Origin of the sequence: Acinetobacter corruptisaponis (assembly GCF_030053775.1) — a bacterium.
GTDB classification, from domain to species: domain Bacteria; phylum Pseudomonadota; class Gammaproteobacteria; order Pseudomonadales; family Moraxellaceae; genus Acinetobacter; species Acinetobacter corruptisaponis.
The window spans coordinates 2730189-2745831 of record NZ_CP125669.1 but is presented as its reverse complement, the minus strand read 5'-3'; the positions used below and the strand labels follow the sequence as shown (position 1 = coordinate 2745831).

Genomic DNA, 15643 nt, shown 5'->3' with positions numbered 1-15643 from the left:
CGTCCTTATTCCGCTGCGTTGTCAGCGGTATCGCCCAAGTCAGCCATTTCAACATCTTGGCCAGCTTTCAGGGTGACGTATGCTTTTTTAACATCAGAACGGCGTCCCAATGTCTTACCAAAGCGTTTTGTTTTACCCTTGGTGATTGTTGTGTTTACTTTAACAACTTCAACACCAAAGAGTTGTTCAACTGCTTTCTTGATTTCAAGCTTGTTTGCATTTAATGCAACCTTAAACACCTGAACACCAGCAGTATCACCTAAAACTTGTGCTTTTTCTGAGAATACTGGTCCTTGTAGGACTTGATATAGACGTTCGTTGTTCATCCGAGTTCTACCTCAATTTTCTTAGCAGCAGCTACAGACATGACAACTTTATCGAATGCGATCAAGCTAACAGGATCAATTGCAGTTGCATCCACCACATCAACGTGTGGAAGGTTGCGCGCTGCAAGATATAAGTTCTCATCTACAGCATCTGTAACGATCAATGCACGAGTTGCATTCAAGTCGTTCAATTTAGCAAGCAAGTCTTTGGTTTTAGGAGCAGCAACAGCAAACTCTTCAACCAATACAAGACGATCCTGGCGAACAAGTTCAGCCAAAATACATTGCATTGCACCGCGATACATCTTACGGTTTACTTTTTGAGACCAATCCTGTGGGCGAGCAGCAAAAGTTTTACCACCACCAACCCAGATTGGGCTACGAATAGAACCCGCACGAGCGCGACCAGTACCTTTTTGACGGAATGGCTTTTTACCACCACCAGAAACATCTGCACGTGATTTGTGAGCACGAGTACCTTGACGGCCACCAGCTAGATAAGCTGTAACAACCTGGTGTACAAGAGCTTCGTTAAATTCACGACCAAAAGCAACTTCTGATAATTCAACCGCAGCGCCAGAAACAGTTTTTAAATTCATTCTATTTCACCTTACGCTTTGATGGTAGGACGTACAATCACGTCACCATTCGTTGCACCAGGGATTGCACCTTTAACAACTAAAACAGAACGTTCAGCGTCAATAGATACGATTTCAAGACCTTGAACCGTTACGCGTTCATCACCTAGGTGACCAGCCATTTTCTTGCCTTTGAACACGCGACCAGGTGTCTGGTTTTGACCTGTAGAACCTAATACACGGTGAGATACAGAGTTACCATGTGTAGCGTCTTGCGTACGGAAGTTCCAACGCTTAACACCACCCTGGAAGCCTTTACCTTTAGACTGACCAGTTACGTCAACAATTTGACCCACTGTGAACAGATCAACACCGATAGAACCACCAACTTCACGGCCTTCAAGCTCAGCTTCAGTAACACGGAACTCTTTAACCAGACGACCAGCAGCAACACCCGCTTTCGCGAAGTGGCCTTTCTGAGCGTTAGTTACGCGCGATTCGCGACGTTCACCAGTAGTTACTTGAATTGCTTGATAACCATCAGTTTCAAGTGTTTTGATTTGCGTAATGCGGTTTGGATCGACTTCGATCACTGTTACTGGAACAGAAACACCTGCTTCAGTAAAGATGCGAGTCATACCACATTTGCGACCGACTAAACCAATAGCCATGTGCATAAACCTCTAAAAAAGCGGCCTAATTAACTTAGAGTTAATTAACCGAAAGCCTTAACCCAAAGCGATCTGAACATCAACACCAGCAGCAAGATCCAACTTCATCAATGCATCAACAGTTTTATCTGTTGGTTGAACAATGTCGATCAGGCGTTTATAAGTGCGGATTTCATACTGGTCACGAGCGTCTTTGTTGACGTGTGGTGAAGTAAGAACGTTGAAGCGTTCGATGCGAGTAGGCATCGGGATTGGACCACACACCTGTGCGCCAGTACGCTTAGCGGTTTCTACGATCTCTTGAGCAGATTGATCAATCAGGCGATGATCAAAAGACTTCAAACGGATACGAATTCTCTGGTTAGACATACCAGTAAACTCCAAGCCAAATATATAAAGAATCACCCATGACGCACCTCACCTTTTGGCAAGTGTCAAGGGCAGTGAAATTCACTAAGGTCGTGATCGATGCCACGACTGTAATGCGTTGACTACTTTCTTCGTAGAAAACGCCCTCCATTTGAGGGTCGCCCATTATAGCGATTGTTTAAGTCTTATGCAATTCTTCTTTTCTTTTTTTGGCCTTAAAGCCCGCCTATGCGCTCACCACATAGTCAATCGCCTGATTCAGCAGGGTATTACCCTGTTCAAATCTGCTTTGATTGGATTTTTTCAACTCTGCAATGGATTGTACATATTCCCCATTAAATACCGCCATATCCTCCTCATTTTCAATCAATAGCTGCAAGGCATGCGGTGTCATTTCTGGATGGAACTGAAAACCCAGAACATTCCGCCCTATTTGATAAAGCTGGTTACGACACACCCTGTTTTCAGCTAGACGCACACCTCCTTTGGGGATTTCAAAGGTTTCACTATGCCATTGCATAATGTTAATTTTCTCGGGAATTTGAAAGCAATGTTCTGGAACGGAAGATGCCCGTCCCACATCCATCCAGCCCAATTCCTGCTGAGGATTGCGACTCACCGCCGCGCCCAGAGCATTGGCAATGAGCTGTCCACCCAGACACAATCCTATCGCGGGCTTACCTGCGGCTAGATAGCGACGCAACCAGCGTTTCTCCAGTCTGAGCCACGGATAGTTTGCCTCGTCGTTGACACTCATGGTTCCACCCATAATGATCAACAGGTCAACCTCATCCACACGGGGCAATGCCTCCAACTCAAGGGGTAAATCAACGGGCAAGGCAAAGAATTCTGTAGCGGTAATTTTTGCTTTATGTGCTTTCAGGAAGCTATAGCAACTTCCAAAACCCTCGCCTGCAATGTGCTGAAAATAATGCACTCTTAAATGCGACTTCATGCGCCAAAACCTGTTGTCGTTAGAATGATAATTAGTCTTAGCAAGAATAAAGCCAGTTTTGTGCTGACTCCCTACTCTGTACCGATTCTGTACAAAATATGCAAACCACTGGCAGGATTGTGTATTTTCTCTTAACCTAAACCATTATATTACCTAGATTTTGCCCCATGACGACACACAATCATGCCCAAACTGATCTCATCCATGCACCACGCCAAGCCCCTCAATATATAGAAACCATCCAGCCTCCCCTATTTCGTGCATCCACCATTATTTTTAAAACCACGGCGCACCTTTTTGACCGTCACTGGACCAATCTCTACGACTATAGTTATGGCACCCATGGCACTCCAACCACTTTCACCTTGGCAGACAATATTGCCCAGATTGAGGGTGGAAAATATTGCCTACTTGCTCCGAGTGGTTTATCTGCAATTAATTTGGTAAACAGTGCTTTTTTAAGCTCAGGTGATGAGGTTTGGGTGGCAGACAATATTTATGGGCCAAACCTTGAGCATTTAAAGAACCTGCAAGACCGCTATGCTATTCAGGTCAAGATTTACAACCCAATTGATGCGGAAAGCTTTCAGCCAACAGAAAAAAGTAAACTGATCTGGCTTGAAGCGGCAGGTTCAGTCACTTTAGAATTTCCCGATTTAAAAAATCTGGTTAAAAAAGCGCAACAAGCCAATGTTTTGACTGCTTTGGATAACACATGGGGCGCTGGGCTGGCCTTTAATGCCTTTGATTTCTCTGATGAGCATCTTGCTGTTGATATGACGGTTCATGCATTGACCAAATACCCAAGCGGTGGTGGCGACATGCTGATGGGTTCAGTAGTCACGCGTGACCAACATCTGCATCATAAACTCTATCGTATGCACGCCATTCAAGGAATTTCAATCTCGGGAGATGATGCTGCACAAATCCAGCGTAGTCTGGCGCATATGTCACTGCGTTATGAACAGCAGTCAAAAAGTGCCTTGACATTATTAGGCTGGTTAAAGCAATACCCCCAATTCAGTCAGGTGCTGCATCCAGCAGACCCAGATTCCGCAGGTCATCCATTCTGGACAGAGGTTTGCACCACAGGCAAAAGTGCAGGGTTGGTCAGTGTTATTTTTAAGCCTGAATTTGATATTACAGCGATCCGTAAATTTTGCGACGGCCTCAAGCTGTTTAAACTTGGATTTAGCTGGGGTGGCCCTGTCAGCCTTGTCATGCTTTATGATTTAAAACAGATGCGTACGCTTGAAAATACACATTTACTACAAGGTTTATTGGTTCGCTTCTGTATAGGACTAGAACATCCACAAGATTTAATCCAAGATATTCAAAACGCATTAAAACAGCTCGAATGACATCAAGAATAGGTGAAGCATGGGTACACCAATCGTTATTGCTAAAAAAACCACAGACACAACACAAGATATTGTTTTACATTCGCAATTTGCCAATCGGCACGGTTTGATTGCAGGGGCGACAGGAACGGGTAAAACCGTAACGCTCAAGGTGTTTGCTGAAAGTTTCTCACATCTCGGTGTGCCTGTGTTTTTGGCTGATGCCAAAGGAGATGTATCAAGCTTAGCCAAGGCAGGTTCAAGCAGTCCCAAGTTTGATGAACGCCTAAAAACGCTGAATATTGAATCGGTGCCGTTTGCAGCATCTCCTGTGATGTTCTGGGATTTGTTTGGTCAGCAGGGTCATCCAATTCGCACCACCATTTCGGAAATTGGTCCGTTATTGTTGGCGCAGATGCTGAATCTGAATGACACTCAGGAAGGTGTGCTCTCCGCAGTTTTCCGTATTGCCGATGATCAGGGCCTATTGCTGATTGACTTTAAAGACCTAAAGGCAATGTTGAGTTATGTCAGTGAAAATACGGCTGAACTGAAAGCCGAGTATGGCAACCTTTCCCCAGCCAGTCTTGGGGCCATTCAACGTAATTTACTGGCTTTAGGTGATCAAGGCGGTGAGCAATTCTTTGGCGAACCTAGCCTGAATATTCTGGATTTTATCCAGACAGACAGCAATGGTCAGGGCTATATCAATATCCTCGCTGCGGATAAATTGATGAATACCCCCAAACTCTACGCCACATTCCTATTATGGATGCTTTCTGAGCTATTTGAGCAACTTCCAGAAGTTGGTGATATGGATAAGCCGAAACTGGTGTTCTTCTTCGATGAGGCTCATTTGTTATTTGACAATGCCAGTCCAGCCTTGCAACAGAAAATCGAACAGGTGGTTCGCCTGATTCGCTCCAAAGGTGTGGGGATTTACTTTATTACCCAAAACCCACTGGATTTGCCTGAAAGTGTATTAGGACAATTAGGCAATCGAGTACAACATGCTTTACGCGCCTTTACCCCTAAAGATCAGAAAGCGGTTAAAACGGCAGCCGATACATTCCGTGCTAATCCAGAATTTAAAGTTGATCAAGCCATTACCGAACTGGCTGTCGGTGAAGCGCTGATTAGCTGTCTGGATGAACAGGGCACACCACAGATTGTGGAACGTGGCTGGGTCATGCCACCCTACTCTGCATTTAGTCCAATTAGCGCTGAAGAGCGTCAGGTGATTATTGGTCAGAGCATTGTCGCAGGTGTTTATGATCAGGCTGTTGATCGGGATAGCGCCTATGAACGATTACAACAAAAAGTATTGCAGCAGTCCCAACAAAAGCAGGCGGATGAGTTGGCAAAACAGCAGACCAAGGAACAGGAGGCTTTAGCTAAACAACAAGCCAAGGAACAGGAACGTTTTGCAAAAGAACAGCAAAAGGCCGCTGAAAAAGCCCAGCGTGACCGAGAGAAACTGACGCAGGATATTGTTGGAACCTTTGCCAAAAGTGCTGCACGTAGTCTGGGTGGTTCGACTGGTCAAAAAATTGTACGGGGTTTGCTGGGGTCATTATTTGGTAAACGCTAAATAAGAAAAACCACGTCAAAAATCTATCATCAATTTGTTAGTGGTATTTAAAAAGTGAATGCCAGCATGATGAAGTAAAATGTTTATTGCAAAAGCATAACCAATGGTCAAGTAGCCTGTATCGATATGGGGTGGGCTATTTACTATTCATCATTTAATAATTAAAGTATTTATCATTCAAATAAATAGATGATAAATAAAAGATGAATAGTAATTTGATATTACAACCTGCGATGGCACTGGCACTTTTCACCCTCACTGTTTTATTGCTGATTCTAATGAAAAGAATTAGGGCAGCAGTGAACAAACAGGTAAAAATAGATGATTTTAAATATGGTGAATCGGATACAGTTCCCGTATGGGTATGCTTGCCAAATCGAAATTTTATGAATCTTTTGGAAGTTCCTATTTTGTTTTATGTGGTGAGTATATTTATATTTATCACTCAACATGTAGATATGCTGTTTGTTTATCTAGCATGGGCTTATGTGGTTTTGCGTATTATACATAGTGCGATACATCTTGGTTATAACAATGTTGTCCATCGCGCCCTGATTTTTGGTTTGAGTAATGCAGTTCTTGTCATCATGTGGCTGCGTATAGCATTTATATCTTACGTTTAGAGAAATAGAAAAATTGACTGAATGACTTAAGCAAACTCGCCTTTCATCTTGATGATCAAACACTTTTTTTAGCAATGCAAATAGGCTGTTATTCATCCGTTGACCATTGATTTCAATCAGACCAACCAAGCAACTTAATTCCAAGCAAAACAATATTACAAATATATTCCATAAAAAATTTATGGTTTTTATTTAAATATATATTGCAAATCCATATTTAAAAATGTATTTTAAATACATCTTATAAATGATAGCCAAGAGAGATCAAAAATGACTCCACAGCAAATTGACCTTGTAAAAGCAACTGTACCTGTACTTCGTGAAAACGGTGTGGCACTGACTGGTTATTTCTATAACCGCATGTTGGGCAATAATCCTGATTTAAAGGAAACCTTTAACATGGGACACCAACGCAGTGGTGCCCAGGCTCAGGCTCTTGCAGGCGCTGTGTTGGCATACGCGGAAAACATCGAGGACCCATCTGTGCTGTTGCCTGTGGTTGAACTCATTGCTCACAAGCATGTCAGCCTGAATATTCAGTCACCTGACTACGGTATTGTGGGTGAAAACCTGCTGCATTCAATCAGTGAAGTGCTAAGCATTTCAATGAAAGATCCATTGATTGCGGCATGGGCTGCGGCTTATGGTCAATTGGCTGAATTGTTCATCAATACTGAAAAAGCCATTTATGATCAACATCAGCAAACCAAAGGTAGCTGGTTGGGCTGGCGTACCTTTAAAATCGCCAAGAAAGTGGTTGAAAGTGATGAAATCACCTCTTTCTACCTTGCACCTGTCGATGGTGGTGAGTTGCCAAAATATGAAGCGGGTCAATACATTTCAGTACGTGTATTTGTTGAGGAACTGGGTTTAAGACAGCCACGTCAATATACCTTGTCAACCAGTCCACAAGCAGACTATCTACGTATTTCAGTCAAGCGTGAAGATGAAAAGGGTGATTTGGCAGGTGGCTGGGTATCAAGCACTTTACATGGCTTGGCTGAGGGTTCAGAAATTGAGGTGTCTGCACCTACAGGCAATTTCTACCTGATTGATAGCAAAAAACGTAATATATTTATCAGTGGTGGTGTTGGCTTAACTCCAATGATTGCCATGCTGAATCAATTGGTGACAGAAGATATGCCTCAGCCTGTCAGCTTTATTCATGCCTGCCGTAGCAGTCAGGTGCATGCCATGAAACAGCATATTCATGAGTTAAAGGCAAAATATCCACGCCTGAGCACATTTACCGCCTATGAGTTCCCACATGAAGGTGATGTGCTAGGTGAAGATTATGATGTTGCTGGCCGTCTGGATTTAGCAGCGATGGATGCCGCTTTACTGCCAGTCAATGCAGATTATTATCTCTGTGGTCCAATGCCGTTTATGGCGGAACAGCATAAGGCGTTGGTTGCCCGTGGTATTCCTGCCGAAAACATTCATAGCGAGGCATTTGGTACAGGTGGGGTTCGATTGAGCTAATCTGTCCTGCGTTTTGTATAAGGCTAGCCTGTGATAGACTAGCCTTTTCTATTTCAAGCAATCGATTGAGTGAAACCATGCAACTCAATAAATTTACTGATTATGCGCTCAGAATTTTGATGTATATCGCTCGCCCGAGTGATGTACCGTACACGATTGCCGATATTGCGCAAGACCTGCATGTGTCACAAAACCATCTGGTTAAAATCGTTCACTTTATGGGCAAACAGCAGTGGATTGTCACCACGCGTGGCAAGGGCGGCGGTATCCGTCTTAATCCAACAGCCAGACAGCTTAAACTAGGTGAAATCGTTCGTATCTTGCAGGGGAACCATCAAATTGTAGAATGTAACACTCCTCCTTGTGTGCTACGTTCGCACTGTGGTCTGAAAGGTATACTGGATCAGGCACTGGAATGTTTTTATCAGAGTCTTGACCAGTACACGCTGGATGAAGTCCTGCAACACAGTATCCTGCCCTCCTCGCCAAGCTCAAACATTGATTTTTTACAGCTGATTCAAAAAGCCTAGCCACAATCTGGCGATGAGATTCGCACCAATCGCTGACATCCTCTATAATAGTCATTGCTATTTCAATTCAAAAGTAAGCTTCTATGCGTCGTAGTGAAAAATCGAAAGATACCAAAGCCAGACTCGCACCTAAGCAAAAAATCAGTTATGAAAAAAAGATGGACCCTGCTATCACCGAATATGCAGTCCAGTCTTTAAATTGGTTACGCCAAGCTGAATTTTTAATGAGTGCGCCAAAACTGGCTTTATGCGTAGAAGATACAGGCTACGAAATTGCATTTGCTGGCCGTTCAAACGCTGGAAAATCGAGTGCAATCAATGCACTGACCAATCAAAAGCAGTTGGCGCGTGCCTCTAAAAGACCTGGCCGTACCCAGATGATCAACTTTTTTAGCTTGGGCAATCCAGAGCAGCGTCTGGTTGACTTACCTGGTTATGGTTATGCGGCTGTACCTGAAGCGATGAAGATCGTTTGGCAGAAAGAATTAGAAAATTACTTGATCCATCGTAAAAGTTTACAAGGTCTGGTGTTATTGATGGATATCCGCCATCCATTGCAGCATTTCGACCTGATGATGCTGGAATGGGCACACTCACGTCATTTATTCGTGCATATTCTTTTAACCAAGGCCGATAAACTGAATCGTGGCCCTGCCAATAAAACCCTGCTGGAAGTCAAACAACAATTAAAGAAAATGAAACTGGACTTCTCGATTCAATTGTTCTCATCCCTCAACAGAATTGGCTTGGAAGAGTTGGCTAGCGTGATGGCAGGTCGTTTGAATTACACCCTTGATCAAGCCGTTGAATTTGACCTCAGCCAGATTCCCGAAGCATCAGAAACGGACATTCAAGCGTAAAAAATGCATTTCATGCAACTTGATGCATAAAATAATTTTTAATTGTCCTGAATTGCTAAACACAACTACATGGATGTTTTCATATACTGCTAGTGTTGGTTCATTGCACTATCGATTAGGACTAAACGATGAAATTACTATCATTTGTGAAGAACAAAGTTCTTGGTTCTTCGATTGACTATAAAATTCTCCCACGCAAGGTAAAGTTTGACTGGGAAAACACGCCAGTAGACTGGATTCCTAACCAGCCTTTTGCCAGTTATTTTATTAATGAGATTAATAACATTCTACCTGCTGGTGAGTTCTGGTTTTGCCGCCTGTACAACAAGGTGCTTCCGCAAATCACTGATGAAAAATTAAAGGAAGATGTTCAGGCTTTTATTCGTCAGGAAGCTATGCACGCTGTAGCGCACACCTCTGCGAACAAGGAATATCTCAGCCAGCGCAATATTGATATTCAGCGCAACCTCGACATTATGGACTTCCTGTTCACCAAGGCTTTGGCAGACAAACCATTTGGCAAGGAAATTCCAAAGGCACTTGACCATCAATGGGACTTGTTTCGTCTGGGTGTGATCGCCACTGTTGAACACATGACCTGTGTACTGGGTAAATATGCGCTTTACAACAAGCGCTGGTCGGAACTTGGTGCAGACCCTGAAATGCTGGATTTAATCAAGTGGCATGGTTCTGAAGAAATCGAGCACCGTACCGTTGCATTTGACCTTTACCGTCATTTGGGTGGTGGTTATGTCGCACGCTATTACCTCAGTGTTGCCGTGATTATTGGTGTACTGGGCTTGTGGGTGGATGGCGCAGCGCACATTATGAGCCAGGACCCACGTTTTGCAGATAAAAAACCAAGCCTGTTCAAACCGTGGATCTGGATCGAATGGTCAAAGATTGCGCTTCAGGATTCCAAAATTCTGCCAGGTCCAGCCTGGTTGGTCGCCCAGCAGCTTGATTACCTCATGCCATGGTACGACCCTGTAAAAGAGGGCAATACACAGGATGCCGTGAATTATCTCAATAACTCACCAGCGGCAAAACGTGCCTTACAGCCAGCAGCATAATTGATTCAAATAAAAAAGCAGGACATTAATTCTGCTTTTTTATTGTCAAAATTTAGCCTGATTCAGCCTCTGCCTGTTTGGCATAGCGGTCAACCACCACACTGATCATCATGTCGCCCTGCACATTGACCACGGTACGCACTGTATCCAGCACACGGTCAATCGGCAGTAAAATCGCAATGGCTTCCGCAGGTAGTCCAACCGACTGCAACACCATAATCATGGTGACCATGCCTGCGCTTGGAATGCCTGGTGCGCCCAAAGATGCGATCATGGCGGTTAGACAGACAATAATTTGCTGGGTCAAACTCAAGTCCAAGCCCATCAGGTTCGCAATAAACAAGGCAGCAGCGGCTTCATACAGCGCCGTACCATCCATGTTGAGCTGTGTGCCCAAGGGAATGACAAAACCCGCAGTTTGTGGTCGTACACCTAAATTTTCCTGGGCACATTGCATACTCAGTGGCATGGTTGCGGAACTTGAGCTGGTTGCAAATGCTGTGACCAAGGCGGTACGGGTTCCGCGAAAAAAGGTAATCGGGTTCATCTTTCCAAAAATCCACAGCAAAGCAGGCAATACCACCGCGCCGTGAAAAATTGTGGTGCCCGTCACCACCACCGCAAACTCAGCCAGACGACTCAGCACGGAAAGGTCTTCGGTTGCAATCAGCTTGGCAAGCAGGGCAAAAATCCCAATTGGCGCAAGTCTCATCACCCAGCTCACCAGCAGCATCATGATGTTGAAGAATTGCTGACTGAGCTTCCGCACCAAGGCAAAACTTTCCCCACCCTTGACCAACGCCGCGCCAATGAACAGTGCAAACAGCACCACTGCCAGTACATTACCCTCACTAAATGCCTTAAAAGGATTAATCAGGGTATTCTGAATAAAGTTGGTGAAAAAGCTGGAGGGGGTCAGGGTATCGGGGGTTTGGTGGTTCTGGATTTCTGCCTGAAAAAGGCTGATGTCAATGCCCTTGCCCACCTCAAACAGATGCGCACAGCCAATCCCTAAAATCAGTGCCAGTGTGGTTGTGGTAAAACAGCACAGTACAGTGATTTTCCAGACTCGTCCAAATTGCCCACCTGCCTGTAAATTGGAAACGCCAACCACAATTGAGCTAAAGATCAGGGGAATCAGTAGCATTTTCAACAAGCCAATGAAAATGCTGCTTAATATACCCAAACCGTACAGACTGTAATCGAAGAAAAGTGTTTGTGGATAGGCAATCAACAGGAAACCAAATGCCACACCCAGTATTGCGGCAATTAAAATTTGCGTATTTAGATTCATTGTGATGGATAAGGCATTTTTAACTTATTGGTACTATGGCACGCCCATGTTGAAGAATCGAGCAATTTTTTGTCACATGCTTATCATTAAAAAAACCATCAAAATGATGGTCTTCTTTTATCAATTCATATGTTACTGGGTTTCAATTTCCCTGAGCCGAATCAAGCCTTCCTGCACTGTGCTACAGACCAACTGGCCATTTTGCCACATCCGTCCAAAATTGAGCCCACGCGAACTGGCACTGATGGTTGCCTCCATATCGTAGAGCATCCAGTCATCTGCACGCAGTGGACGATGGAAATAAATGGTGTGGTCAATACTGGCACACTGTAGATTTGGAGAAATCCATGAAAGACCATGTGGACGCAACGCCGTGGTCATCAAGGTAAAATCTGAATAGAACGCAACGATGGCCTGATGTAACGAAATTTCGTCAATATTCTGAGGAATTTGATCATGGGTACGAATGTAATGTGCGTAATACGGTGCCTCTGGTTGTGGAGCAAATGGATTGACCAATTGAGTTGGTCGAATTTCCACATGACGCTCACGCATAAAACTGGCACGGACATTTTCAGGCACAAAATTGATCATGCTCTCTTTTAGTTCTTTTTCAGACTTTAACTCTTCTGGCGCAGGGTACTCTGGCTCTTTATGCTGATAGTTCAATCCCTCTTCTGGATTGGCAAAAGATACCATTGCAGAAAAAATCGTACGTCCATGCTGGATTGCCTTGACTTGTCGGCTGGCGAAACTCTTTCCATCACGCAGGGGATCAACCTCATAAATGATAGGTGCATTCACATCCCCGCCATAAAGAAAATAGGCATGCAGTGAATGTGCTGGACGATCTGTGGTGTAGGATGCGGCCCTTAACGCCTGCCCTAGCACCTGCCCGCCAAATACCCGTTTACCGACCAGATTGCGGCTGTTGCCCCGAAAGATATGTTCTTCAATCCGTTCCAGCGTCAATAATTCAACGAGTTCTTGAGTCAAAGCATTCATGTAACCACCTTCCAACACCAATGAGGAGAAATCAACCCAGGCATGAGGACAGTTATAGTGCCACAATAAAACACTGTTTTTAGCTCATGCACAGGGCGAAGTCAGGACAATTCAGATCAACCGTCATGAGCAGCCTGACTTGATTGTGCCATAAATTCCAATAAATATGCTCAGGATAAAATGATTTGTCCGTCACGTTATTCTTATTTATAACCGCTAAAAATACGATTTTTAACGATAAAATCTACCAAATACGCTATATTTTGTCAGAAAATAACATATCGTTTTATGTCAGAATAACGCAGAATGTCGTGCTCATCATGACTTACTGTCAGGATTATGATTTAGGAGTTTGTAATGTCCAAGACTGGATTTGGTCAAATGTATCGCCAACTTTCGAGTAAGTTGCTTGACCTTGTGGTAACCCCGCATGTTCTTGGTGAAGTTCCTACAGAATCCACCGCAGTAGAGCAAAAAAACCAGGATTCAAACAAGCTGGTCTGCTATGTCCTACAAAACTATTCACGTAGCAACGCACTGGTTGTGGATGGTGAAACCCGCCGTCTTCATCTCAAGCCCGCGCTGGATGCCCTGAATTTTGGGACTTACCACGAAAAAAACTCAATCCTGTTTTTGCATCAGAATGAAAATAATTTATTTAACACCCAGACTTTCCCTCCGCGTCTTTTACAATTGATTGAGGCCCTGGAACAGCATCCTGAAATTGAAGTGCAGCTTATTCCTGTGACCGTACTTTGGGGACGTTCGCCAGATAAAGAGGATTCATGGTTCAAGTTGTTGTTCTCCGATACCTGGGCGACACCAGGCACGGTCAAACAGTTGGTCAATATTGGCCTGCATGGTCGCCAGTCTTATTTAGAGTTCCATGAACCACAATCCTTGCGTGAATTGGTAGATTATGCCAAAGCACATCACCCAAATATCTCTCCCGCCACCTATATTGCAAGCTCATTGGACACCTATCTTGACCAGCAACGCGAGGTGGTGCTTGGTCCTGACCTGTCTGACCGCCGTAATGTCATGCAATCTGTCATCAAGGCACCAGATGTACAGGATGCCATTCGCCGTGAAAGTATTCAGCACAAAATCAGCATGCTGGAGGCTGAACGCCGTGCCATTGGCTATGTCAATGAAATTGTTTCTGACTATTCCGCATCAGCGGTACGTTTTGCCGACATGGCCTTGACACGTTTATGGACACAGCTTTATGACGGCGTTGAGGTGCATAACTTCAGCACCGTGCGTGAGCTGGCAAAAGACTACGAAATTATCTATACGCCATGTCACCGCAGCCATATCGACTACCTGTTGCTGTCCTATGTGATCTATAAACGTGGTTTGATGATTCCGTATATTGCTGCGGGTGACAACCTGAACCTACCTTTTGTAGGCCAGTTACTACGTGGTGGTGGCGCATTCTTTATCCGCCGTTCTTTCCGTGGCAATGCATTGTATACCACGGTATTTAAAGAATATTTGTACAGCATCCTGTCGCGTAACACACCGATTGAATACTTTATCGAGGGTGGACGCTCGCGTACAGGTCGCCTGCTACCACCAAAAACAGGGATGCTGGCGATGACCATTCATGGTCATCTACGTGGTCGGGCCAAGCCAATTGTTTTTGTTCCAACCTACATTGGCTATGAACGCCTAATGGAAGGCTCAACCTATGTGGGTGAGATGCAGGGCAAGCCAAAAGAAGCTGAGTCAATCTTTGGTATTGTGAAAACACTGCGTAAAATCGAGCGTATTTTCGGTAAGGTGCATGTCAACTTTGGTGAACCTGTTTTTCTTGATGACATCCTGAAACAGCACAATGCAGACCATATCCAGATTGAAAAGAATGATGCACCGACTCCAGCAGAAATTTCCAGTGTGGTGTCAAGCTCAGCCAACCTGATTCTGGAAAACATCAACCGTGCGGTGGTGGTCAACCCTGTTTCCCTGCTTTCGCTGATCTTGTTGGCAACGCCAAAACATACGCTGGATGAAGAGATTTGTGCAAAACAGCTCGACATTTACCGTGATCTGGCCACCCAGCAACCGTATGACGAGCGCACTCAGGTCACCTCATTATCAGGCAAGGAAATCATTGCTTATGGCATGAAGCTCAAACTGATCAAGCGCGTACAGCATGTGTTGGGCGATATTATTGCGATTGAGGAGAATCAGGCGGTCCTGCTCACCTATTTCCGCAACAATATCCTGCATGCCTTTGTACTGCCATCACTGGTTGCGTCACTGGTTGAGCACAACGGTAAAATTAACAAGACCGATTTAAGCAACGTCATCCGTACCCTGTATCCGTTCCTAAAAGCTGAACTGTTCATGAAATGGCAGCCAGCTGAACTGCAACAGCATATTGATAGCTACATCAATGCTCTGGTACAGATTGGCCTGATCTTTCAGGACCATGATGGCAACCTGTTCAGCCCAACACCAAATAGCGAAGAACACCAGAAACTTGTGACCTTGGCATTGCCTGTGAAACAAAGCCTGGAACGTTACTACATGACGCTTGCGCTGATTACCCAGCGTGGTTCTGGCAATATCTCCACCAAACAGGTTGAGGAACTGAGCCACTTATTGGGTCAACGTCTGTCTGTGTTGTACGAGTTCAACTCACCAGAGTTCTTTGACAAGGCACTGTTCCAAAGCTTTATTAAGGTACTGACCCAGCAGAATTATATTCGCAACAATGAACAGGGCTTCATTGAATATGATGACAACTTTAGTGAGATGGCGGCAGGTGCCCAGTTGGTGCTTGACGAGGCGACCTTGCAGATGTTGCAGCACATCACCACATTCAGTGATGAGGAACTGGCGACAGCGCTGGAGGCAATGGCTTCACAACAGGCCAAACGCCGCTTGAAACGTAAAAAAGCTTAATATTGCAATTAAAACCTCAAAGCAACTTCGCTT

At 44.5% G+C, this 15643-nt stretch carries 15 protein-coding genes; 8 read left to right on the top strand and 7 right to left on the bottom strand.

The features are described from left to right. Positions 1–5: 5 nt before the first annotated feature. The 5 genes from rplW to QLH32_RS13050 form a co-directional block, all read right to left on the bottom strand. On the bottom strand, positions 6–326 hold the full coding sequence (gene rplW, locus QLH32_RS13070) for a 50S ribosomal protein L23 (RefSeq protein ID WP_004777441.1): 321 nt from the start codon (positions 324–326) through the stop codon (positions 6–8). Beyond that, positions 323–925, bottom strand: a complete 603-nt coding sequence (gene rplD / locus QLH32_RS13065) for a 50S ribosomal protein L4 (protein WP_004683274.1) — start codon at positions 923–925, stop codon at positions 323–325. The genes rplW and rplD overlap by 4 nt, the downstream gene beginning before the upstream one ends. Positions 926–936: 11 nt before the next feature. Beyond that, complete coding sequence (gene rplC, locus QLH32_RS13060) at positions 937–1575, bottom strand: 50S ribosomal protein L3 (protein ID WP_267980873.1); 639 nt, start codon at positions 1573–1575, stop codon at positions 937–939. Positions 1576–1632: 57 nt separating this feature from the next. After that, complete coding sequence (rpsJ, locus tag QLH32_RS13055) at positions 1633–1944, bottom strand: 30S ribosomal protein S10 (protein ID WP_000070912.1); 312 nt, start codon at positions 1942–1944, stop codon at positions 1633–1635. 226 nt (positions 1945–2170) lie between these two features. Continuing rightward, a complete protein-coding gene (locus QLH32_RS13050) occupies positions 2171–2899 on the bottom strand; it encodes a type 1 glutamine amidotransferase (RefSeq protein WP_283266567.1) in 729 nt (242 codons plus the stop codon). Positions 2900–3066: 167 nt separating this feature from the next. On the opposite strand from QLH32_RS13050, the gene QLH32_RS13045 reads away from it, so the two are divergent. The 7 genes from QLH32_RS13045 (at position 3067) to QLH32_RS13015 (ending at position 10398) form a co-directional block, all read left to right on the top strand. Next, complete coding sequence (locus tag QLH32_RS13045; protein WP_283266566.1) at positions 3067–4260, top strand: PLP-dependent transferase; 1194 nt, start codon at positions 3067–3069, stop codon at positions 4258–4260. Between the two features lie 19 nt (positions 4261–4279). After that, positions 4280–5830, top strand: coding sequence for a helicase HerA-like domain-containing protein (locus tag QLH32_RS13040; RefSeq protein WP_283266565.1), 1551 nt, complete (start codon positions 4280–4282; stop codon positions 5828–5830). Between the two features lie 203 nt (positions 5831–6033). Then, a complete protein-coding gene (locus QLH32_RS13035; protein ID WP_283266564.1) occupies positions 6034–6453 on the top strand; it encodes an MAPEG family protein in 420 nt (139 codons plus the stop codon). Positions 6454–6723: 270 nt separating this feature from the next. Then, positions 6724–7935, top strand: a complete 1212-nt coding sequence (gene hmpA, locus QLH32_RS13030; RefSeq protein WP_283266563.1) for an NO-inducible flavohemoprotein — start codon at positions 6724–6726, stop codon at positions 7933–7935. 77 nt (positions 7936–8012) lie between these two features. After that, on the top strand, positions 8013–8465 hold the full coding sequence (locus QLH32_RS13025) for an RrF2 family transcriptional regulator (RefSeq protein ID WP_267980674.1): 453 nt from the start codon (positions 8013–8015) through the stop codon (positions 8463–8465). A gap of 83 nt (positions 8466–8548) precedes the next feature. Continuing rightward, on the top strand, positions 8549–9325 hold the full coding sequence (gene yihA, locus QLH32_RS13020; RefSeq protein ID WP_267980675.1) for a ribosome biogenesis GTP-binding protein YihA/YsxC: 777 nt from the start codon (positions 8549–8551) through the stop codon (positions 9323–9325). A 128-nt stretch (positions 9326–9453) separates the two neighbouring features. Continuing rightward, positions 9454–10398: a metal-dependent hydrolase gene (locus QLH32_RS13015; protein WP_283266562.1), complete on the top strand. Its 945-nt coding sequence runs from the start codon at positions 9454–9456 to the stop codon at positions 10396–10398. 52 nt (positions 10399–10450) lie between these two features. On the opposite strand, the gene QLH32_RS13010 is transcribed toward QLH32_RS13015, so the two are convergent. Further along, complete coding sequence (locus QLH32_RS13010; protein WP_283266561.1) at positions 10451–11692, bottom strand: dicarboxylate/amino acid:cation symporter; 1242 nt, start codon at positions 11690–11692, stop codon at positions 10451–10453. Positions 11693–11824: 132 nt separating this feature from the next. After that, positions 11825–12697 carry an acyl-CoA thioesterase gene (locus QLH32_RS13005; protein ID WP_283266560.1) on the bottom strand — a complete coding sequence of 291 codons (873 nt, stop codon included), beginning with the start codon at positions 12695–12697 and terminating at the stop codon, positions 11825–11827. A 357-nt stretch (positions 12698–13054) separates the two neighbouring features. On the opposite strand from QLH32_RS13005, the gene plsB reads away from it, so the two are divergent. Next, positions 13055–15610 (top strand): glycerol-3-phosphate 1-O-acyltransferase PlsB, encoded by a 2556-nt coding sequence (gene plsB / locus QLH32_RS13000; protein ID WP_283266559.1) that lies wholly within the window; start codon positions 13055–13057, stop codon positions 15608–15610. Positions 15611–15643: the final 33 nt, after the last annotated feature.

What these genes read in the sequence shown, in the direction of transcription:
- rpsJ (WP_000070912.1), bottom strand. Translation starts at nt 1,944, where the DNA reads ATGTCTAACCAGAGAATTCGTATCCGTTTGAAGTCTTTTGATCATCGC.
- QLH32_RS13035 (WP_283266564.1), top strand. Translation starts at nt 6,034, where the DNA reads ATGAATAGTAATTTGATATTACAACCTGCGATGGCACTGGCACTTTTC.
- plsB (WP_283266559.1), top strand. Translation starts at nt 13,055, where the DNA reads ATGTCCAAGACTGGATTTGGTCAAATGTATCGCCAACTTTCGAGTAAG.
- QLH32_RS13025 (WP_267980674.1), top strand. Translation starts at nt 8,013, where the DNA reads ATGCAACTCAATAAATTTACTGATTATGCGCTCAGAATTTTGATGTAT.
- rplC (WP_267980873.1), bottom strand. Translation starts at nt 1,575, where the DNA reads ATGGCTATTGGTTTAGTCGGTCGCAAATGTGGTATGACTCGCATCTTT.
- QLH32_RS13010 (WP_283266561.1), bottom strand. Translation starts at nt 11,692, where the DNA reads ATGAATCTAAATACGCAAATTTTAATTGCCGCAATACTGGGTGTGGCA.
- QLH32_RS13005 (WP_283266560.1), bottom strand. Translation starts at nt 12,697, where the DNA reads ATGAATGCTTTGACTCAAGAACTCGTTGAATTATTGACGCTGGAACGG.
- rplW (WP_004777441.1), bottom strand. Translation starts at nt 326, where the DNA reads ATGAACAACGAACGTCTATATCAAGTCCTACAAGGACCAGTATTCTCA.
- QLH32_RS13040 (WP_283266565.1), top strand. Translation starts at nt 4,280, where the DNA reads ATGGGTACACCAATCGTTATTGCTAAAAAAACCACAGACACAACACAA.
- QLH32_RS13050 (WP_283266567.1), bottom strand. Translation starts at nt 2,899, where the DNA reads ATGAAGTCGCATTTAAGAGTGCATTATTTTCAGCACATTGCAGGCGAG.
- rplD (WP_004683274.1), bottom strand. Translation starts at nt 925, where the DNA reads ATGAATTTAAAAACTGTTTCTGGCGCTGCGGTTGAATTATCAGAAGTT.
- QLH32_RS13045 (WP_283266566.1), top strand. Translation starts at nt 3,067, where the DNA reads ATGACGACACACAATCATGCCCAAACTGATCTCATCCATGCACCACGC.
- QLH32_RS13015 (WP_283266562.1), top strand. Translation starts at nt 9,454, where the DNA reads ATGAAATTACTATCATTTGTGAAGAACAAAGTTCTTGGTTCTTCGATT.
- yihA (WP_267980675.1), top strand. Translation starts at nt 8,549, where the DNA reads ATGCGTCGTAGTGAAAAATCGAAAGATACCAAAGCCAGACTCGCACCT.
- hmpA (WP_283266563.1), top strand. Translation starts at nt 6,724, where the DNA reads ATGACTCCACAGCAAATTGACCTTGTAAAAGCAACTGTACCTGTACTT.